Origin of the sequence: Neokomagataea thailandica NBRC 106555, assembly GCF_001598495.1 — a bacterium.
GTDB lineage: Bacteria > Pseudomonadota > Alphaproteobacteria > Acetobacterales > Acetobacteraceae > Gluconobacter > Gluconobacter thailandicus_A.
In genome coordinates, this window is sequence record NZ_BCZB01000034.1 from 1 (window position 1) to 18,719 (window position 18,719).

Consider the following 18,719-nt stretch of genomic DNA (forward strand, 5'->3'; position numbering starts at 1 on the left):
CCATCTTTTTCATATCCGCTAACAGGGAATCCGCATCCGCCATATCGCGAACCACCCGACCAGCAAGGACTTGGTCCATAACATCATCAGGAATAAGCGGCTTTTTACGTCGAGCCATCGTGTGTCTCCTTAAAAAAACATCACAACAGACACACGAAATTCAGGGTAGGCCCTTATATCCTTAATGAAATCTTACAAAAAACGGCGCAATACCAAGGCCGCCAAGCGTCTCCTGACCCGCCTTTTACGCAAGCAAGGTGTACATCCCCGTCGGATGATCACGGATAAGCTGAAATCGTATGGGGCCGCAAAGCGTAAGCTTCGTCTTTCTGTCCGACACCTTTCCCACAAAGGGCTGAACAATCGGGCAGAGAACAGCCATTTACCGCTGCGAAAACGGGAGCGGATCATACAAAGATTGCCTTCTCCCGGCGGATGTCAGAGGTTCTTAACCGTCTTCTCGGCCGGCCGTAATATCTTCGTTCCACCCGTCGCTAACGCCAATGCTCTCACACGACACATTCATCGTCTCCAAGCCTTCGCGCAGTGGAATACCGCGACCATTCTCGCATCCTGAATCCGCTCAAAACCAGACGTATTCAGCTCAAAAAACTTAATGTGACATCATCCATCCACACTCAAAGCAAAAAATTTAACGTGACATCATCCCACCCGAGTATAGTAACAACGAACCAAGGCGTATTTATATCTTTACACACCACCAAGTATGGTGATATGATAAATACACAATAACAAAAGTGAGTACTCGCTATGCGAGTTATTGAAGAGATATACCGCATCAAGGCTGATCGCCGCCATTTCTACCCCCGAGGGGTAGCCCTGACGTGCGGGTGTTGTTGATAGCATCCAGGAAGTCATTCGGCTCTTCATGTCTTAAATGACGAGTCAACTTCAATCGGAATTTGCCCGACGAATATCTCGACATACTTGGTCAACGTTACGTGTCGATTTGAATCGGGAAAGCATTCTTGATGACAGGGTGACCCATGCAACACACGCATGCTATCCGCGATGGCCTTTCGCGGTCGAATTTGAATGTACCTCCTCCAGCCACGGCATTTGCTCGCAATAATTCGCTTCCGCTCCCACCGTTCGCATTAAAAACCCTCGCGCCGGTATTCGAGCGTCTTCACGCTGTTCGTGCATCGGGGCTCTATCGGGATTACGTGGAATGCGGGCGGCTGGCCGCATTTCCAGGACGAGCAATCTCTAGAAATAGTGAAATTGATGTCTGGTGCGGAAATGATTATCTCGGGTTGAGCTTTCATCCCCAGATTATTAATGCGCTGGCCGTCTCCGCCCGAGAGCATGGTGTCGGCACCGGCGGGTCGCGCAATATCTCCGGGACAAGTCCGGCGCACGTCACGCTTGAGAAAGAATTGGCGCATTGGCATGGCAAAGCGGGCGCTCTTGTCTTTAACAGCGGATACGGCGCAAACTACGAGAGCATTAGTACTCTGGTCGAGACGATACCGGGTCTGGCGATTTTTTCGGACAGACTCAACCATCGATCGCTGATCGAGGGTATGCGTAGCCGGAAGAATCAGACACACCGTCATGTGTTCGAACACAATGACATTTCGTCCTTGCGGGGTGCCTTGGCGACCTACCCGAAAAGCCATCCGAAATTGATCGTCTTTGAATCTGTATATTCAATGGACGGCGACTTCGCCCCTATTGCCGCGATCTGCGATTTGGCAGAAGAATACAACGCTCTGACATATGTGGACGAAACGCACGCTATCGGCGTACTCGGCGCAACTGGTGCCGGTCTTGCCGAACACCTGAGCGAAACGCGCCCCACATTTATTCAGGGCGTGTTCGGCAAGGCAATCGGTGTCACCGGGGGTTATGTGGCCGGGCCGGCCGAGATTTTGGATTACATCAGATCGGTCGCACCAGGATTTATTTTCACGACTTCGCTTCCGCATGCAACGCTCGACGCGGTAATCGCCAGTTTGAAACTCATCCAGTCCGGTAATGCTCTTCGGGAGAAATTGTTCGACAACGTAAGCTACACCAAGGAGGCGCTTGCACGAAACGAGATCCCTTATCTGGAGGGGGAAAGTCAACTTGTATTAATCCCGCTCCCTGGCGCGGACCGGATCAAAGCAATATCGCGAGCACTGCTTGAAACTCACGACATCTACGTGCAGCCAATAAACTACCCATCAGTAAGAAAGGGAGGAGAGCGTTTTCGTATCTCGGTACTGCCGTCCAGGACGCGCGCGGAAATCGACCATTTTGTCTCTGCGCTTAAATCCACTTTGACCGCGCATGGATGAGGAGCGATCTCGATGAGAAAATCTCGCCTTTCTCCGTATATCGGTCTTCTGTTCGATGATGTATCGCCATCAGATCTTAATTCCGTAGATTTCCTTTCTGCCGTCAAGTCGGCTCTTGGAACAGACCATCTCGCTGTCATTCGTGCTGGGGAGATTTCGTCTTCTCAATTGGTCGACATAGCCGAACACTTCGGCAGGCCCAAAGCGTTTCACATGACGCGCTATCGTCACCCCGACTATCCTGAGATCATGATTTCTTCGAACGAGCAACGTGATGGTGTTGCAGTCGGCGTAGCCCGGGTCGGGAATTTCTGGCATCAGGACTCAAGCTACATCGCTAAGCCCCCACAATATACGCTTCTTTCCGGGGTAGTGATTCCGGAGACCAGCGGCGAGACACTTTTTGCTAGCGCGGTCGATGTCTACCGCCGATTACCTGACGAATGGAAGGAACGAATCGAGCGTAGACGTGCCCGTCACACCGTTGACAAGCGTCATAGAATAGAAGAAGAGCACGTCGGGCTGTCAATCGCCGAATTCAAGGCGCTTGTTAACGACAAATATCCCAAGGTCTGGCACGACCTTGTTAAGACCGTAGAAGACACGGGCGAAAAATATCTCTACGCGTCTTCAGACTATCTCGACGCCGTCGAAGGATTCGACGCAAACGAGAACGCTGCCTTCATAGCGTTACTCGAGCGCCTGATCGAAGGCCCCGATCATGTGTATGTCCACCACTGGCAGACGCACGACCTTCTGATATGGAATACACAGACTGCTTTACATGCGGCCACGCCGATAGCGCGCGGCTTGAGTCGTACTGTTCATCGTATCAGCATTGATCGTGAAACGACATGACAGGGATAGAGCACTTCGCCATTGCGTTCCCCACGGGGACGCGTTCCTTCGATGAAATTCATCGCAAGAGCGGCGTGACGCCGGACGAACTCCGTCGGATTGTGCCCTGTGATCGTTTTCCTGTCCTGGCGACAGACGAGGATTCTGTTTCACTCGCGATTTCGGCGGGAAGGCGTGTGCTTGATGAGGCCGCTATATTGGTCGAAGACGTGGAAGAAGTGGTTTTCGCGGGCGGCGGATGGTGGGAGACGCCGTTCTGGTCTCCATCGGCCAAGTTTGCAAAAGAACTCAATCTTTCCCGGGCTCACTGCTATGAAATCGTGAACTTCTGCAATGCGGGAATGCTGGCCCTTCGAAATACCGCGCTGCGTCTGGATCGTGGAGGCGATGGATCGACGCTGGTTGTAGTTTCGGACCCCTTGTCGCGTCTCGTTGATATTACTGATCCTGAGGCGAAGCATCTCTTTAATTTCGGCGACGCAGCCGCAGCCGTACTGGTCGGGAGACGAAATGTACGGTTCCGGTTTGTCCACACCGAGATGCTTACCGACCCGTCTTGGGCGGATCATTACCGGGGTCGTATCGTTGGCCAAGATATCCGGATTGTCCGCGAGGGCTCGAGTCATGGTCTGGGAGAGGTGTATCTGTCGAGCTTCGTGGACCTGATAGCACGGACTTTGCGGGCAATAAATGCTTCAATTGAAGATATCAGCTTTCTTCTGATTAACCAGGGAGACATCGAAGTTCACGATCGTCTACTTCGTACGGTCGGAATAGATCGCTCACGCAGTGTCTTCAATTACCAAGTGTATGGCCATATGGGGGGTGTCGACATATTTATCGCCCTAGACAATCTTTTGGCGCAACGCTCACTCAAGGCTGGGGATGTCGTGCTGGTGGCGACGAGTGCAATGGGGTTCAGTTGGGGTGTAACGGCGCTGGAGTATCGCGGATGAAAATACTCATCATTCATCAGGTGCCTTATCGTAAAATCCAGTATCACCGTGCGCTCGATCATGATGTGCATGATATCACGTATGTAGGACTGGAGGATCGTCTCGCCGACGTCCCGCAATCGTTAAAGTGCCGGAAATTGACGCTTCCTGACGACGGCGGGCTTGTCGAGGGTGTCATCGCCGTAACGTCCGCTCAGGACGGTTACGAAGCCGTTCTGGCGCTTTCCGAATTTGGCATTCTGGAGGCGGCGGAAATTCGCCGCTATCTCGGTTTGCCGGACCCCGATGGCTACAGACCGGAGCTTATTCGTGATAAGGTGACGATGAAGCAGGCGGTAGGCGCGGCAGACCTCAAAATTCCCCGTTTCATGGCTGTTACCAGCAGCAACACCGCCGCGCCATGGAGCGGTCCAACCGTAAGCAAGCCGCGTCGTGGCGCGTCCAGCGAAGGGATCACGATTTGGCCCGACCCGGCCTCTGCTCTGAAACATTGCCGGGCCAAGCCCGACGCAGCGGACTTCGAGGTGGAAGAATTCATATCCGGTGACATCTTCCACGCTGATGGTATCGTTCGTAACGGAGTGGTTAAGAATTTAGTCGTAAGCAAGTACATTAATAAGCCGCTCGATTATATTTCTGGCGCTCCGCTTGGTTCGGTGCAGCAGCCATATGACGCTGGACGTCACGGATTTGTTCAAAATATTGTTGATGTTCTCAAAATATCCGTTGGTGCTTTACACTTGGAGTTCTTCGAAGGCGACCAGGTGGGACGTGTATTTTTGGAAGTGGCAAACCGTGTCGGTGGCGCAGGAGTGATCGAGGCCCATGAGGCCCACACGGGCGTACACCTGCCAAGTGACGAGATCACCGCTCGTCTCGGATGGCCGCAGCCGCCGCCTCAACGCCCCACCGGAAAATACCACGGGTGGCTCGTCTTTCCGGGACACCATCTCTCTGCAGAGCAGAAATGGACGCTCGGTTTCCCTTCCGATGTAGTACAGCCGCCCGAAATCGACGAAATTTTCAAGCTCCCCGAAGGCGCTTCATTCCCCCGTGATGTGACCTATCACGAATGGCGCGTCCCCGCCTTTGTACGGGCGTCGAGTGATAACGCTGAGAACCTTGAGCGCCTTTTGCGCCGTCTTGCGACAGGTGCCAGAATTGAGGCTGTCTCATGAAACAGGATATATTGCCAAGCGACGTTATCGTCATTCTCGGCTTGCTTCGGCGGCAGTCGCAGGACATGCACTCCCCCCTAGCGGAGCTCCTTACTCGACACGGCGAGAACACGCTTCGCAGCTATTTTGACGAACACGCCCTTTTTGACGTGTTGGATGATCTTTTTGGCTCGGTCCATCAATATCCGTTCCGTGCGCTCACCGACGGAACGGCTGTCCTTAGGTATCGGCCACGAGGACAAATCATCCTGAAAGCTCGAAGTTCATCAGCGACCCTACGAGGGATCATCTTCGGCTGGGCGGCGGGCAACGAAGTTGCTGTCTCCACGGCCCATACGGCCTTTTGGCGTGGCTTCGACGAGTGTGTCCAATCACTAGGAACGCCAATTCCCCGGCTTGTCCTCCGGCCAGATGAGTCTAGTGTTGCTAGTGTGATTTCCGTTCCGGAAATCGTCACTTCGGATATCACAGCAAAGGCAGACGTTCAGCGCCCGGGAACAGGAGCCGATGGCCTGGCCGACCAGGCCATTATCATCCACGGCAGTGTGCCGCCTAACTTTTCGCCCCTACGATTCGACCGCGGCGCGGTCTGGCTAGGACAATTATTTCATACAGAGCAGACGCCGTTTTCTCCGCTCGACGTGCTACGATCTGCCTTGCCGCCAGCGGCACGGGAACACCGTCTAGATGCGCGTGTGCGACTGCTGCTGCATTTTGCACGGCAGTCGGAATTTTATCGGCGCTACACCAACGTGAATAGCATCAGCGAATTGTCGAGACTGGGCTTTTTGACCAAGCGGGATCTTGAGAGGAATTCCTTGCCCCAGGGAACAGGACTGAAGGTTGGGTGGCCACCTAGCGGTGAGGTGCTTCGGACCGGTGGAACGAGCTCCGCACCTCGATTCATTACCTATGCGCAGAAGGATTGGGCAGCGATGGTATGTGAAGCCGTTCCGCTTTTTTACGCCCTGGGTCTACGCACTGGGGACCGTGTGATCAATACGTTATTCGGCGGTGGTATGTACGGAGGAATGACAACGACCGTCTGCGAATTTTCGATCATGCCGGTTGAATGTTATACGATGGGTCAGGGAATATCGGTCGCGGACCTTCTCAACTTGCGCAGGACGTTCGACGCGAACGTCCTGGTCGGCGTGCCATCTCTCATCTTGCCCCTTCTTCGGGAAGCAAAGCATCTGGATCCTGAATTTGCTCTCCAGACGATCATTTATGGTGGCGTTCCGCTGGCGGCAAGTGATCGTACTTGGTTACAGCGGGAACTTGGCGTTACAACGATCACCAGCATTCTCGCCGCGAATGACGGCGCCCAAATCGGATATCAATGCCCCCACCTTCGGGGAACGCATCATCACCTCTGCGACGACTTTTCGTATGTCGAAATAGTTGACGACACGGGTGCGGTTGTGGACGACGGCAATGTGGGGAAGATTGCCGTAACAGCTTGGCAAAAGCTGGAAGCACCTCTAATACGCTATCTCATCGGCGATATTGGTCGAGTTTCGTTTCAAAAATGTGCTTGTGGTGTGGAGGGGCGTGTCCTCGAATATCTTGGGCGGGCTGATCGGTATGTCAAATTCTTTCGGCGGTCGATTGATTTTGAGGAACTTTTCCAGATCCTTCAGGAATTTTCGATTAGCCATTTGCAACTCGAAGTCGAATCTATCGATCATGCGGAAACGTTAACGATTCGAATAGAGACACCGACCGATGTGGATCCATTGGTGGTGACGGATTTCCTCACAGGGCACTACCATGGTCTGTCCGACCGACATGAGTTCGATCGTGCGCTCGAGACATTTTCCTTTTGTGTGGAATGCTACCCCGAAGGGGGTTTGTCGCGTGACCCTGTGAGCGGCAAGGTTCGACCGGTGATCGACCGTCGTCTGGCCGGAATAGAGAATTTAAACATGGCCGGCCAAGATGAAGATTCCCTCCGCCCTGACGCGCCTACCCGCGATTTCCCCACATTGACGACACGGGTGTAAAAAATAATGATCGATGTCCGGCTATTCTGGTCCGTCTTCGTATCCGCCTTCGGCAGTGGCCTGATTTTCCCCTATACTAGCCTTTACCTTCTTGATGTCACCGGAACCGGGAAAATCGGCGTCTCGCTCTATTACTCGGCATTGGGGCTGACCTCAATCATCTCCACGCTTGCTATAACGTTTAAAACAAAATCTCTGGGTGACACCCTTGTTGGTGAAATTGGCGCTCTGTGTTCGGGGCTTGCATTCGCGATGCTGGCGCTAGTGCTCTCGGTTTGGTATGTGGTGCCCGCAGGAATGTTAAGCGGCGTGGGTCTCAGTTTTACGGGAACCGCGCTCACCTCGATTATCGTGCGCCACTCTGCTCCATCGGATGTGAGGCGAAATTCAGCCCGCCGGTATTGGGCCATGAACACAGGCATCGGACTTGGTGTTCTGGTGGGTGGGATAGCCGTTGCATTCGAGGGCGCTACAGTCCTGCGCGCTCTCATGTTCGTCAATGCCCTGTCTTACGCCGCCCTCTTCGTCCAGTTCCGTCTTCTGCGTGGCGCAGCGATGACCGAGCTGTCGACTGACCAGCCGAACCCTGCGTCGGAAGCGCGGTCGACACTGGGTTTTCGGGCCCTTCTCAGCACTCTTCCTGTCCTTGCGTACGAGACTCTGGTCCGCCTCTGTGTGATTGCCCAGTTCGAGGCCACGCTTCCGGTGTTGGTCTCCCAGCAGGAGCCGAAAGAGAGCTATCTCACGCCGCTCGCGTTCGGCGTCAACACCATGATTATCACGCTGGCGCAGGGGGCAGTCTCAAGGTTAACCGCCGGACTTGCAGACAGGGTTAATCTGTTTTTGTCGGGGACGGCCTGGGCCGGAGGCTTCGCGCTGGTTTCAATCGTGTCATTATCCGGTCTCCCGGCGTGGCTCGGCCTCTCGCTGGGAAGCATTCTGATCGGGTTAGGCGAATGTATATATTCGGCGGCGGTTGGCGGTTGGCTGGCGGACGTTGCGCCGCGACGTGCGTTGACCCAGCTCTCCGCGCTGCTAGCTTGCCTATCAAGGCTCGGGACTGCCGTGGGGCCGGCGCTCGGCGTGTTCGTCGTGGTCGCGGCGGGTCCGAAAACGAGTTGGCTTCTACTTTCCGTTCTCAGCGCAGTGACCTTTGTACCTTTGGTTAAAGCGCCAACGAAGCGCTTGTCGAAATCGGCGGGTTCTTCAGATGGTTAACCCCAAGGATGCATGTCCCTGCACTATACAATCTATATAGGAGGTCAGGTTGAGTATTGATTATTCCACCCAGGTACACTTGGCACGCAGGCCATCGGGATGGCCGCAAGCAACGGATTTTCTCTTTAGCCGTCAGGCGCTCGCTGCATTGCAGCCAGGAGAGGTCCTCGTCGAGAACCTCTACCTCTCAGTTGATCCATATATGCGCGAGAACATGGATGCGACTTGGCAGCTAAATTCTCCGTTGGAAGGACGGTCCGTTGGTCGGGTCGTACGAAGTCGTCAAACCACGATTGAAGAGGGAGCGCTGGTGTTTCACCGGGCGGGCTGGCGGACACATGCTGTCCTAAATGTTAACGAGGTTCGCGTTCTGCCGCATATCCCAGGGGTGCCTCCCTCTGTCTTTCTTGCGGCCCTAGGGGGTACCGGCCTTACTGCGTTCGCGGGTCTGACACAGATTGCCAAACTCGAAGGAGGGGAGACGCTATTCGTGTCGGCGGGTGGTGGAGGCGTGGGGAATATGGTCGGACAAATTGCCAGGCTCCTTGGCGCTGGTAAGGTCATTGGAAGCACCGGCTCGGCGGCCAAGGCAACATTCTTGGTTCATGACCTCGGGTTTGACGCCGCGTTCGACTATCACGACGGCATTGCGCAGCCATTACGAAATGCAGCCGGCGATGGGATAAACGTGTATTTCGATAATGTCGGCGGCGACCATCTCGCGGCCGCGATTGACGCACTGACTCCATCTGGGAAGATCGTCTGGTGCGGCGCCGTCGCGCAATATAACACGCCTACGTCTCCATCGGCCCCAAGAAATCTTTTTCAAATCGTCGATAAAAGCCTAACATTGCAGGGATTTTTGGTACGTAACTATCGGCATCTACAGGCCGAGTTCGAGGATTTTATCATACCTCATCTATCGTCGGGTCGCATAAAGTCAATAGAAACGATTACTGAGGGATTCGATAACATCGTGTATGCTTTCATTGCGATGTTGCAGGGAAAAAATCTCGGAAAGGCGCTCGTCAAAATCACATGACCTGGTTCAACGACGTGTCGTCTCACCGTCCAAGGCCTCTGCCGGTATTTAGTAGGGCCCTGTTGCAAAATTCCGCTTGAGTCGCGTGGGCCCCGTTTGTTTTGATTTTCGAACGATTTAGAAGCTGAATTGTCTTTCGATGAGACGCACTTCTCCCATGTGAACTGCCCCGGGTTTTCTGGAGACGTTTTTATCGGGTTTAAGCGGCTAAAGCATGTGTTAAATTCTGTTCGTAGAAACGTGCTTCAGCCTCTGCTGGTGTAATTATTGCCAATGGATGAGAGAATACGGCGATTATTGAACCAATCGACCCATTTGAGTGTTGCAAGTTCAACGTCGCGTTTTCCCTTCCATGGCCCTTGCCGATAGATCAACTCGGTTTTGTAGAGGCCGTTGATTGTCTCTGCGAGAGCATTGTCATAGGAATCTCCGACACTGCCTACGGATGCGACAAGCCCTGCTTCGGCAAGGCGTTGTGTGTAGCGCAGGCTGACATATTGACTGCCGCGATCGGAATGATGGGTCACGGAACCCACGGGATTTCTCTGGACTAATGCTTGTTCCAAAGCATCGAGAACAAACGCTGTTTCGGCACTGGTCGAGACACGCCAGCCAACGATCACACGAGCAAAGACATCGATGATAAAAGCGACATAGACAAAGCCTTGCCGTGTGGAGACGTAGGTAAAGTCAGACACCCATAATTGGTTTGGGGCGGGAGCCCTAAACTGGCGGTGTACCAGATCCTCTGGGCAAGGCCGCGCGGGGTCAGGGCGCGTGGTTTTGAGCTGTTTTCCGCGCACGGCCCCTTTGAGGCCCATGCGCTTCATCAAACGTTCGACCGTACAACGCGCCACTGTAATCTTCTCACGTTTGAGCTGATGCCAGACCTTCCGGGCCCCATACACACAGAAATTCTCGGTCCAAATTTGCCGAATACGCGTGCACAGTGTGTCATCCCTTTGCGCCCGTGCAGATGGCGCGTTCTGGCGGCGGCGGTGAGCGTAATAAACCGATGGTGCAATCGGCAAGACCTTGCAAATTGACCCGACACCATAGGTTTGACGCTGCTCATCGATGAAGCGCGTCATGGCTTGAAGTGGCGGCCGAGTTCCGCCTGGGCAAAATACGCTGACGCCTTCCGTAAAATCTCATTCGCTTGACGCAATTCTCGGTTCTCACGCTCCAACTGGCGGATCCGCTCACGCTCAGAAATAGGTGTCCCCTCTGGGGTCTGTGCCTGCTCGTAAACACGCGTCCACTTCGTCAGCGTATCCGCGTGAATATCCAGCTTCGGGGCGATCAAACACACCGCAGCATACCGCGAGGTGTGGCTCTTTTCCTCTTCCAAAACCATGCGCGCTGCACGCTCACGAAATTCAGACGGAAAACGCTTCGTTCTCGTACTCATAAATCAACTCTACCTCTCTCAGCTTTCTGTCTCCAGAAAACCCGGGGCAGTTCACTCAAACAGTCTTTCAATGGGCTCTGTTGCAAAGTTCTAAAATTGCCGTTTTAATGTTGATTCCGATATGAATAACACACTGATTTTATGCGTGTTTGGATTTTTGTATCGGCAAGAAATCAGCCAAAAAGTCAACTTTGCAAAGTTGATGTTCTTGTTTGAAACCGCTTTCGGTTTTGGTGTGAGGCGCTGCGAATGAGCGATTTCAAGGGACGGCATTTTCGGGGTGAAGTGATCTTATGGGCTGTGCGTTGGTATTGTCGGTATGGGATTAGCTACCGAGATTTGGAAACCATGCTGGCCGAGCGCGGTGTGAGCGTGGATCATTCAACAATTTACCGTTGGGTCCAGCGGTATGCGCCGGAGATGGAAAAGCGCCTTCGGTGGTATTGGAAACGCCCAGGCTTTTCCAGCAGTTGGCGGGTTGATGAGACCTACATCAAGATCAAAGGGAAATGGGCGTATCTGTACCGGGCTGTCGGCAAGGGTGGTGATACGATTGATTTTTTCCTCTCACAGACCCGGAACGCCAAGGCTGCCAAACGCTTTCTGGGCAAAGCTTTAAACGGTCTGAGGGACTGGGAGCAGCCCGAGACAATCAACACGGATAAAGCCCCAACCTACGGCATAGCCATCAACGAACTCAAGAAGAACGGTAGGCTTCCCGATACGGTGAAACACCGTCAGGTGAAGTATATGAACAACGTGATTGAGGCTGATCACGGCAAACTCAAACAACTGATCAGGCCGGTCCGTGGCTTCAAAAGCATGAAAACCGCGTATGCAACCATTAAAGGCTTCGAGGTCATGCGCGCCCTGAAAAAGGGACAAGCTGAACTCTTCCAGTTCCAAGAAGGTATCATGGGAGAAGTGCGTCTGATTGAAAGACAATTCAGCGTCTAAACCGTTTGAAAATCAAAACAAATGGGATGCACTCAACCCAAACCTAACTTTGCAACAGGGCCATATTTTCCTTATTTATAAATATTATATAATAATATTATAATTAGGTATAATAATTTTTAGATGAAAAATATAGTTATATATTTTAACTAAAGTAAAATAACAATGAGAGATAAAAGAATGACTGATAACACAAAATATAATGAAGTACAGATGGATACTTTAGAATCTGATATACAGAAAATAAATACTGATTATTATAATTGTTCGTCATTTCAAAATGTACAGTCTGATGTTGCTAAATTTTATTCTGATCAAATAAATTATCATCTTTCAGGTTACCCAACAACAGCAAGAGAGGTTGCTCTAGATCAAGGTTTAAACGGTTATACTGCAAATTTAAATATGCAATCTGGAATAAAAGACAAAAATAATTTGTACAGTATTACTGAAAAGATGATGGTACGTTTGGCCCAGAGTGACTATGATACCATTAATTTCAATGGCGGTGTTCCAGCATCTATTGCTCAAATTACAGATTTTCACGTAAAAGTTTATCATGAACTTTCTATAGATAACACATATTGGAGTGGATTCAGCTCAGCGAATAAAAACTTAAATTGGATTCCTGATGCCACAGCCCTCGATCTACGAGATGTTCAAAAACAGTCTCAGTATACCGGAAACCCAAGTTCCACACAAATCATATCATCTCTCAATAATCTAATGGCTGCAGGAATTGAGGGTGTTGGTGATGATTTACTACATTTTAATAGTAAAAATGAAAATGTATCTCAATTTAAAGATAAATTGTTGCACGATAGTAAAATTTTACTCCAAAATATAGAATCATATCCAATACAATCTATCGTCGATGACCTCGAAACTGGTTTAGAATTATCTGTTCCTGGAACACAAGAGTACTTAATTATAAGTAAGGTATATGATGTAACGACACTATCATTAGCTAGAAATGGTAATGTTTCGAATATATGTTTCGATAAAAATGGAAACTTACTAAGGGCTTCTACTGATATCAATAACCAGGCCACCTCCTATATAATAGGAGGAGATCAGTCCGAAACCGCTCAGCATGCAAATGAAATAATTCTTAGTAATGATTACTTAAATATAAACGGAAACAACAATACTATCATTGATATTAATCAGGGAAATTCATTTGGCGTTAACGGATCGGGAAACAATATAACCGCAGATAAAAATACTTTAGCTTTTATAAATGGACGAAATGATAATTTTTCTGGGTCGAGTGGTGATACAGTTGGCATAGGAAATAATTCAGACACAACAATCTATGGCACAGGAGAAAATATTCATTTAAATGGTACATCTTCAAGTGCCAACGTACAATCTGGCGGGAATAGTATTTATGATTGGAATAATAATAATACCATTAATTCAAATAGTAATTTGATTTTTGAAGCGCAAAAAGGACAATCAATCCATATTAATGGAAATGATAATTATGTTAATTCTATAGATAATTCAACAACTTTTATCGGGGGATTTAATAACACCATTACCGGATACGTTAATAGTGTTGTCGGACTGAATGCCAATAGCTCATTAAACGTGAAAGGGCATGTTAATTTATATTACAATGGGGATAATTCATCCGTTAACGCAGAAAGTGCTAATAACTATTTCCAAGTTTGGGCTCATAATGATGTACTTTCTGGCAACCCCAACCAGACTGTCAGCCAGCCGCTAGGTAACACTAACTTCCACAATGCAGCTCCTGAACCACAACCTGCACCACAACCTGCACCATCCCCTCTTCCCCCACCAAACTTGCCTAACCCAGATATTATCTACGGCAACCAAAATGGTGTTTTTTCTGACGGTAATGGCGGTTTATCAAATTCCTCGAATATTGGGAGCGATCCATCGATTCCAGGAACTGGATTTTCTTATAGCATTGGTTCAGATGATGATGGTGATGATCCCATCATTGTTTCAGTATCAGGTGGAAAAGTTTCAACTATTGATAGTACCCAGTCTAATATTATTTATGGAAGCAATGAGGTTGGATGGTTTCCAAATAATGAAGGTATGATATTTGAATATAGCCACAACACATTAAAGCCAATTGATACATTTAATGAATTGAAATCAATGGATACAAATAACGATGGCATAGTTAATTCAAAAGACACTTCGTGGAAAAATATGTATTTATTAACAGGAGGTGAGAATAAAAGTTTAAAATTTATTTCAATAAATCAATCAAATATAGAAGATATATGCACACATATTACTCCTTCTTTTTCCGAAAATAATAACAATATTATTTTAGCAACCTCGGATACTACTTTGAAGAATGGTGGAGTTGGACAAGCTGCTCAGGTAGTTTTTTCTGAAAGAAAAATCTCTATGAACCCTAATGAATGGGTACAAAGTATTTCACCAAAAAGTCTTTTACAAGATTTTACAAAAAAAGATACATTTACTACTAATGATAAATACGCAGTGCATGACAATCAAAAAATAAGGGATGGTTATGTGAACAACGTTCTGACAAACATTGATCAAAAACCATCAGGAGTAATTTATAATGACAAAAAAATATAAAATACTTTTAACAGTATCGCCATTTTTTATGGCGATACTGTTTTACATAGGTTACCCTAAACCAAACCCTAAAATTTCCACTTATAAAGTGGGGGGGAAATGCTACGCAATTCCCGCAGAATATACCAATGGATATCCAAATAATGGAACAACAGACCACTTGGTACTACAAGCATATAGTAAAAATATTTTTCCTGTTACAGAGCATATTATGTCACAATTAGAAAATAAAAATGGTGAAGGACTTTATTATAATGGTTATATTAATATATGGATTATTACTGACGAACCTGACTGCGTTGACAATAGTACCGCTATTAATAGAGTATTAAAACGTTCACATAAAATGGAAGGAGTATTTTTGAATAAATACATGCTATATTCATTTCCTGGTTATACATTATATGTGGAAAATAAAAACAATAAAAATTTTGGATTTTCCTGTTCTTCTACTTTAGGAGAAAAAAACAGTTCATGTGATCAACAAGATTTATTTGGAGATCAAAAATACGGCAATACTATATTAAGAATAACATTTGGTGTCAACTACATCAACGATATTAATATTATACGGCGCAATGTTCTCTCTAAAATGGAACAGTGGCATGTGAAGTGCCCATCATAAATTAATAATTAATTTTTATATGTCGATCTTGCAGTGGAGGCGAGGCTTACGCATGAAATTTATGGCTCTGTTGCAAAGTTCTAAAATTGCCGTTTTAATGTTGATTCCGATATGAATAACACACTGATTTTATGCGTGTTTGGATTTTTGTATCGGCAAGAAATCAGCCAAAAAGTCAACTTTGCAACAGAGCCCGCCCATTTCCCTTTAACCTTGATATAGGTCTCATCAACCCGCCAACTGCTGGAAAAGCCTGGGCGTTTCAAATACCACCGAAGGCGTTTTTCCATCTCAGGCGCATAGCGCTGGACCCAGCGATATATCGTTGAATGATCAACGCTCACGCCCCGCTCGGCCAGCATGGTTTCAAGGTCGCGGTAGCTAATCCCATAACGGCAATACCAGCGCACCGCCCATAAGATTACTTCACCACGAAAATGACGTCCCTTAAAGTCGCTCATCTGCCAAGCCCCACTCTAACTACCGGCAGCGGTTTCCAACAGGATGCTCAACTTTGCAACAGGGCGGTTGCCTCGACATCACGTGTGAGGCGGCGGCATCGTCCGAGCCATGCAAAGCTGCGTTCGACGACCCAGCGCTTTGGCAAAGCAACGAAGCCCTTGGCTTGATCGGAGCGTTTGATGATCTCGATGGTCCATCTCCCGATTTGCGCCAGAGCATTGCGTAGTTTTTCACCGGCATAACCGCCATCACCAATCAGATGGCGCAACCAGGGGAAGAGGGACCTGATACGAGCCGCGACCAGAGGCGCGCCGTCACGGTCCTGAATATCGGCGGGATGCACCACGGCTATCATGATGTGACCCACCGTATCGGTTGCGATGTGTCGTTTGCGTCCCTTGATTTTCTTGCCGAAATCATAACCACGCGAACCGCCGTTTTCTGCGGTTTTAACCGACTGACTGTCAATAATCCCGGCCGTTTGCGTCGCTTCGCGACCATCCTGCTCGCGCGACAGGATCACGAGGATATGGTTCATGACTTCCCATCGCCCTTCGCGGGTCCAGCGATAGAAATAACCCTGTACAGTCGTGAAAGGCGGGAAGTGACGGGGCAGTTGCCGCCACTGGCAACCCGTCGTGACGATGTAGAGGATCGCTTCCACAATACGACGCAGATTGGTGCTTCGCGGTCTTCCTAGACGGTTCCTCTCGGGCATCAAGGGTGCGATCAGATTCCATTCCGCATCACGCAGATCGCTTGCATAATCAAGGTCGTCCCTGCGATACTGCGCGCGGGTGATTTCAGTCCAGGCCATCATGATCTCATCAGGTTGTCGCAAACCCATGAATCATAAACAACTGAAATCACTTTCGGTCAGGCTCTTAGAGCCTGTCCGAAAAACTGATTCCACCTCTTGAAAACGCTTTTGACTTAAGAAAACATTCAATTGTTTGCAAAAAAATATACCTCGTATTATAGTATAATAACTGGCATAATGCAAGTATGCAGTGTCAGCCAACATAAAGGTAACGTAATTATGCTTTATGAACTAACACACGAAGAAGAAGCTAACATCATGGGGGGCGTCATGTTTAGCCATCCCGTTGTGAATCCGTATAGGGCAAGTGGTGGACTCACGAGTGGCCAAATAGCCGCTATGATAGGAGTGGCTGCTGCTGCTGTTGTTGTGACAGGCGGTATAGGTGCCGTAGGAATTGCTGCAATGGGATTTGGTGCTGAAGGTGCCATGCTTGGAGGAGCTGCCGGAGCTTCTGGAGCTGCATTAGGTGCTGTTGCTGGCGCTCTTGGATTTTCCGATTAATTTCTTGAATTGGGGTGAGGCCATTTTGCTTCACCCGCAAAGGACATGCAATGACTAGGCTTGTATCTCCTAGATGGTCTCCTATCTCTATCCCAGTAGAGGTTCCAAGGGTTTTTATAAATTATTTTATTTTTATCTGTTACTTATCTATTTTTGCTAGTGTATATTCGACAGCAGTGTTTATTTTTTTTGATCCAAACAAAATAAGTCTTATATATTGCAATATTGAAATATTATTCTCTTCTATATTGTACGTTAATTTTTTAATAAAAGGCGTTCTGACTAAATTTAATTCAAACGATAGCGTAACAACATTTTCCCATATACTTTATGTTTTTTTTATTGTTCTAAATGGATTGTCATGTTTTTTTTGGATTAAAAACCAAATGCTTTAGATTTTGGCGGTGACGTTTTTGCGATTAGCACTACAGGTTCGTTTTCGTTTCATTGCTCAAAACCGTCACAAGTCCAAGGAGACCCTCTGAATCATATAAGATTCCATCATGTCAAACTCAGTATATTTTTCATGCGTAAGCCCTGTCATCGCTCAAGTCATTTCAAATCTGTAATCGGCACTAGCAATGACGTCTGGCCGGTGGGCCACGAGCACGCGCGTGATGGCAAGTTGATTCAGCAAAGCTGTAATTTGCTGTTCGCGTTCGACATCAAGGTTACTGGTTGCCTCATCCATGAAAAGAATGTGTGGTTTGCGGTACAAAGCCCGCGCCATAATCATTCTCTGACGTTGTCCGCCTGAAAGCGTGCTTCCCATTTCGCTAACCAAAGTTTCGAAACCCATGGGCATTTTCTGGATATCTTGAAGAAGCTGTGCAGCATGGGCACACTGCGCTACTCGCTCGAGATCAATGTCTGTGTCGAAACCAGCGATATTTTCTGCTAGGCTCCCCGACAACAGAATGTCATCTTGCAATACCCCAGCGATCACGGAACGGAATGCTTCACGGTTTTGTGCTCCAAGTTCCACACCATTCCAGAGGATCTGCCCTTCCTCTGGCGGGATCAACCCCATCATGATGGACAGAAGTGTGGATTTTCCACACCCTGATGGACCGGTGATGACAAGACTACGTCCGGTCGGCACCGTGAAGGAAATATTGCGGAAAACCCAGGCATCTTCCTGGCCATATCGGTAGCCGAGATTGCGACATTCCAGAGCCGGAATATTTGGGTCAGTCGGGGGAAGTATTGGTAAGAAGGTTCGGTCGTCGGATATCTGTTCGGCCTCGGCAAGAGCAATATCTGAGAGGCGATCACACTGTACCTTGAGAGTGCGTATTTTAAACCCTGCGCCAATCAGACTACCGAGACGACTTGCCAACTGATCACGATAGCTGAGAAATGCAACGAGCATACCGATAGACATATGTCCATTCAGGACCATACGGGCACCCAAGATAAGCATTAATAGCCGATCAACACCAAAAATTCCATTATTGGTACGAGCAAAGACGATATCAAAGCGTTTCAGCCGTAGGCCCGCATTGACACTATCAATGAGACGATTGCTCCAGGCGACGTTTCGTTTTCCTTCCAGACCAAGAAGCTTGATGGTTCGTATGCCGCGCAATGTTTCCAAAAAATGCCCTTGCTGTGCTGCAGCGTGCACAAGGGATTCTTCAGACCCTTCTCGAGGCTCTGTTGCAAAGTTCTAAAATTGCCGTTTTCGTGTTGATTTCGATATAAATAACTTATTGATTTTATATGTGTTTGGATTTTTGTATCGACCTGAAATCAGCCGAAAAACCGACTTTGCAACAGGGCCC

Annotated in this window: 14 protein-coding genes, 2 pseudogenes and 1 other annotated feature; of the genes and pseudogenes, 12 read left to right on the forward strand and 4 right to left on the reverse strand. The window is 48.7% G+C overall.

Annotated features, from left to right (window positions below; all coding sequences use genetic code 11):
- Positions 1-174: 174 nt before the first annotated feature.
- The 8 genes and pseudogenes from NTH01S_RS10160 to NTH01S_RS10195 form a co-directional block, all read left to right on the forward strand.
- Positions 175-577: pseudogene (locus NTH01S_RS10160) on the forward strand (DDE-type integrase/transposase/recombinase); the annotation flags it as partial.
- A gap of 430 nt (positions 578-1,007) precedes the next feature.
- A complete protein-coding gene (gene hemA, locus NTH01S_RS10165; RefSeq protein ID WP_084367309.1) occupies positions 1,008-2,306 on the forward strand; it encodes a 5-aminolevulinate synthase in 1,299 nt (432 codons plus the stop codon).
- Positions 2,307-2,318: 12 nt separating this feature from the next.
- On the forward strand, positions 2,319-3,164 hold the full coding sequence (locus NTH01S_RS10170) for a TauD/TfdA dioxygenase family protein (protein WP_068173378.1): 846 nt from the start codon (positions 2,319-2,321) through the stop codon (positions 3,162-3,164).
- On the forward strand, positions 3,161-4,120 hold the full coding sequence (locus tag NTH01S_RS10175) for a 3-oxoacyl-ACP synthase III family protein (RefSeq protein WP_068173380.1): 960 nt from the start codon (positions 3,161-3,163) through the stop codon (positions 4,118-4,120). Before NTH01S_RS10170 ends, NTH01S_RS10175 begins: the two co-directional genes overlap by 4 nt.
- On the forward strand, positions 4,117-5,298 hold the full coding sequence (locus NTH01S_RS10180; protein ID WP_068173381.1) for an ATP-grasp domain-containing protein: 1,182 nt from the start codon (positions 4,117-4,119) through the stop codon (positions 5,296-5,298). Before NTH01S_RS10175 ends, NTH01S_RS10180 begins: the two co-directional genes overlap by 4 nt.
- Complete coding sequence (locus NTH01S_RS10185; protein WP_068173383.1) at positions 5,295-7,304, forward strand: phenylacetate--CoA ligase family protein; 2,010 nt, start codon at positions 5,295-5,297, stop codon at positions 7,302-7,304. The genes NTH01S_RS10180 and NTH01S_RS10185 overlap by 4 nt, the downstream gene beginning before the upstream one ends.
- 6 nt (positions 7,305-7,310) lie before the next feature.
- Positions 7,311-8,522, forward strand: coding sequence for an MFS transporter (locus tag NTH01S_RS10190; protein WP_068173385.1), 1,212 nt, complete (start codon positions 7,311-7,313; stop codon positions 8,520-8,522).
- Positions 8,523-8,571: 49 nt separating this feature from the next.
- Positions 8,572-9,564: an NADP-dependent oxidoreductase gene (locus tag NTH01S_RS10195; RefSeq protein ID WP_218015983.1), complete on the forward strand. Its 993-nt coding sequence runs from the start codon at positions 8,572-8,574 to the stop codon at positions 9,562-9,564.
- A gap of 199 nt (positions 9,565-9,763) precedes the next feature.
- Here NTH01S_RS10195 and NTH01S_RS10200 read toward each other — a convergent pair.
- Positions 9,764-10,975, reverse strand: a pseudogene (locus NTH01S_RS10200) (IS3 family transposase).
- Positions 10,581-10,697, reverse strand: a sequence feature (AL1L pseudoknot). It overlaps the preceding pseudogene by 117 nt.
- A 249-nt stretch (positions 10,976-11,224) precedes the next feature.
- On the opposite strand from NTH01S_RS10200, the gene NTH01S_RS10210 reads away from it, so the two are divergent.
- From NTH01S_RS10210 to NTH01S_RS10220, 3 genes are all read left to right on the forward strand, one after another.
- The gene (locus tag NTH01S_RS10210; protein WP_068173387.1) at positions 11,225-11,932 is read left to right on the forward strand and encodes an IS6 family transposase; all 708 of its coding nucleotides are present in this window, start codon (positions 11,225-11,227) and stop codon (positions 11,930-11,932) included.
- A gap of 180 nt (positions 11,933-12,112) precedes the next feature.
- On the forward strand, positions 12,113-14,524 hold the full coding sequence (locus tag NTH01S_RS10215) for a hypothetical protein (RefSeq protein WP_068173388.1): 2,412 nt from the start codon (positions 12,113-12,115) through the stop codon (positions 14,522-14,524).
- Positions 14,508-15,149, forward strand: a complete 642-nt coding sequence (locus NTH01S_RS10220; protein WP_157070946.1) for a hypothetical protein — start codon at positions 14,508-14,510, stop codon at positions 15,147-15,149. The genes NTH01S_RS10215 and NTH01S_RS10220 overlap by 17 nt, the downstream gene beginning before the upstream one ends.
- A gap of 80 nt (positions 15,150-15,229) precedes the next feature.
- Here NTH01S_RS10220 and NTH01S_RS10225 read toward each other — a convergent pair whose 3' ends face one another.
- Both NTH01S_RS10225 and NTH01S_RS10230 read right to left on the reverse strand, forming a co-directional pair.
- Positions 15,230-15,610, reverse strand: coding sequence for an IS6 family transposase (locus NTH01S_RS10225; RefSeq protein ID WP_267288074.1), 381 nt, complete (start codon positions 15,608-15,610; stop codon positions 15,230-15,232).
- A gap of 47 nt (positions 15,611-15,657) precedes the next feature.
- On the reverse strand, positions 15,658-16,428 hold the full coding sequence (locus tag NTH01S_RS10230) for an IS5 family transposase (RefSeq protein WP_068173392.1): 771 nt from the start codon (positions 16,426-16,428) through the stop codon (positions 15,658-15,660).
- Positions 16,429-16,701: 273 nt separating this feature from the next.
- Between NTH01S_RS10230 and NTH01S_RS10235 the strand changes: the two genes are divergently transcribed.
- Positions 16,702-16,935, forward strand: coding sequence for a hypothetical protein (locus NTH01S_RS10235; RefSeq protein WP_169802070.1), 234 nt, complete (start codon positions 16,702-16,704; stop codon positions 16,933-16,935).
- 547 nt (positions 16,936-17,482) lie between these two features.
- On the opposite strand, the gene NTH01S_RS10240 is transcribed toward NTH01S_RS10235, so the two are convergent.
- Positions 17,483-18,562 carry a peptidase domain-containing ABC transporter gene (locus NTH01S_RS10240; protein WP_068173396.1) on the reverse strand — a complete coding sequence of 360 codons (1,080 nt, stop codon included), beginning with the start codon at positions 18,560-18,562 and terminating at the stop codon, positions 17,483-17,485.
- Positions 18,563-18,719 lie beyond the last annotated feature (157 nt).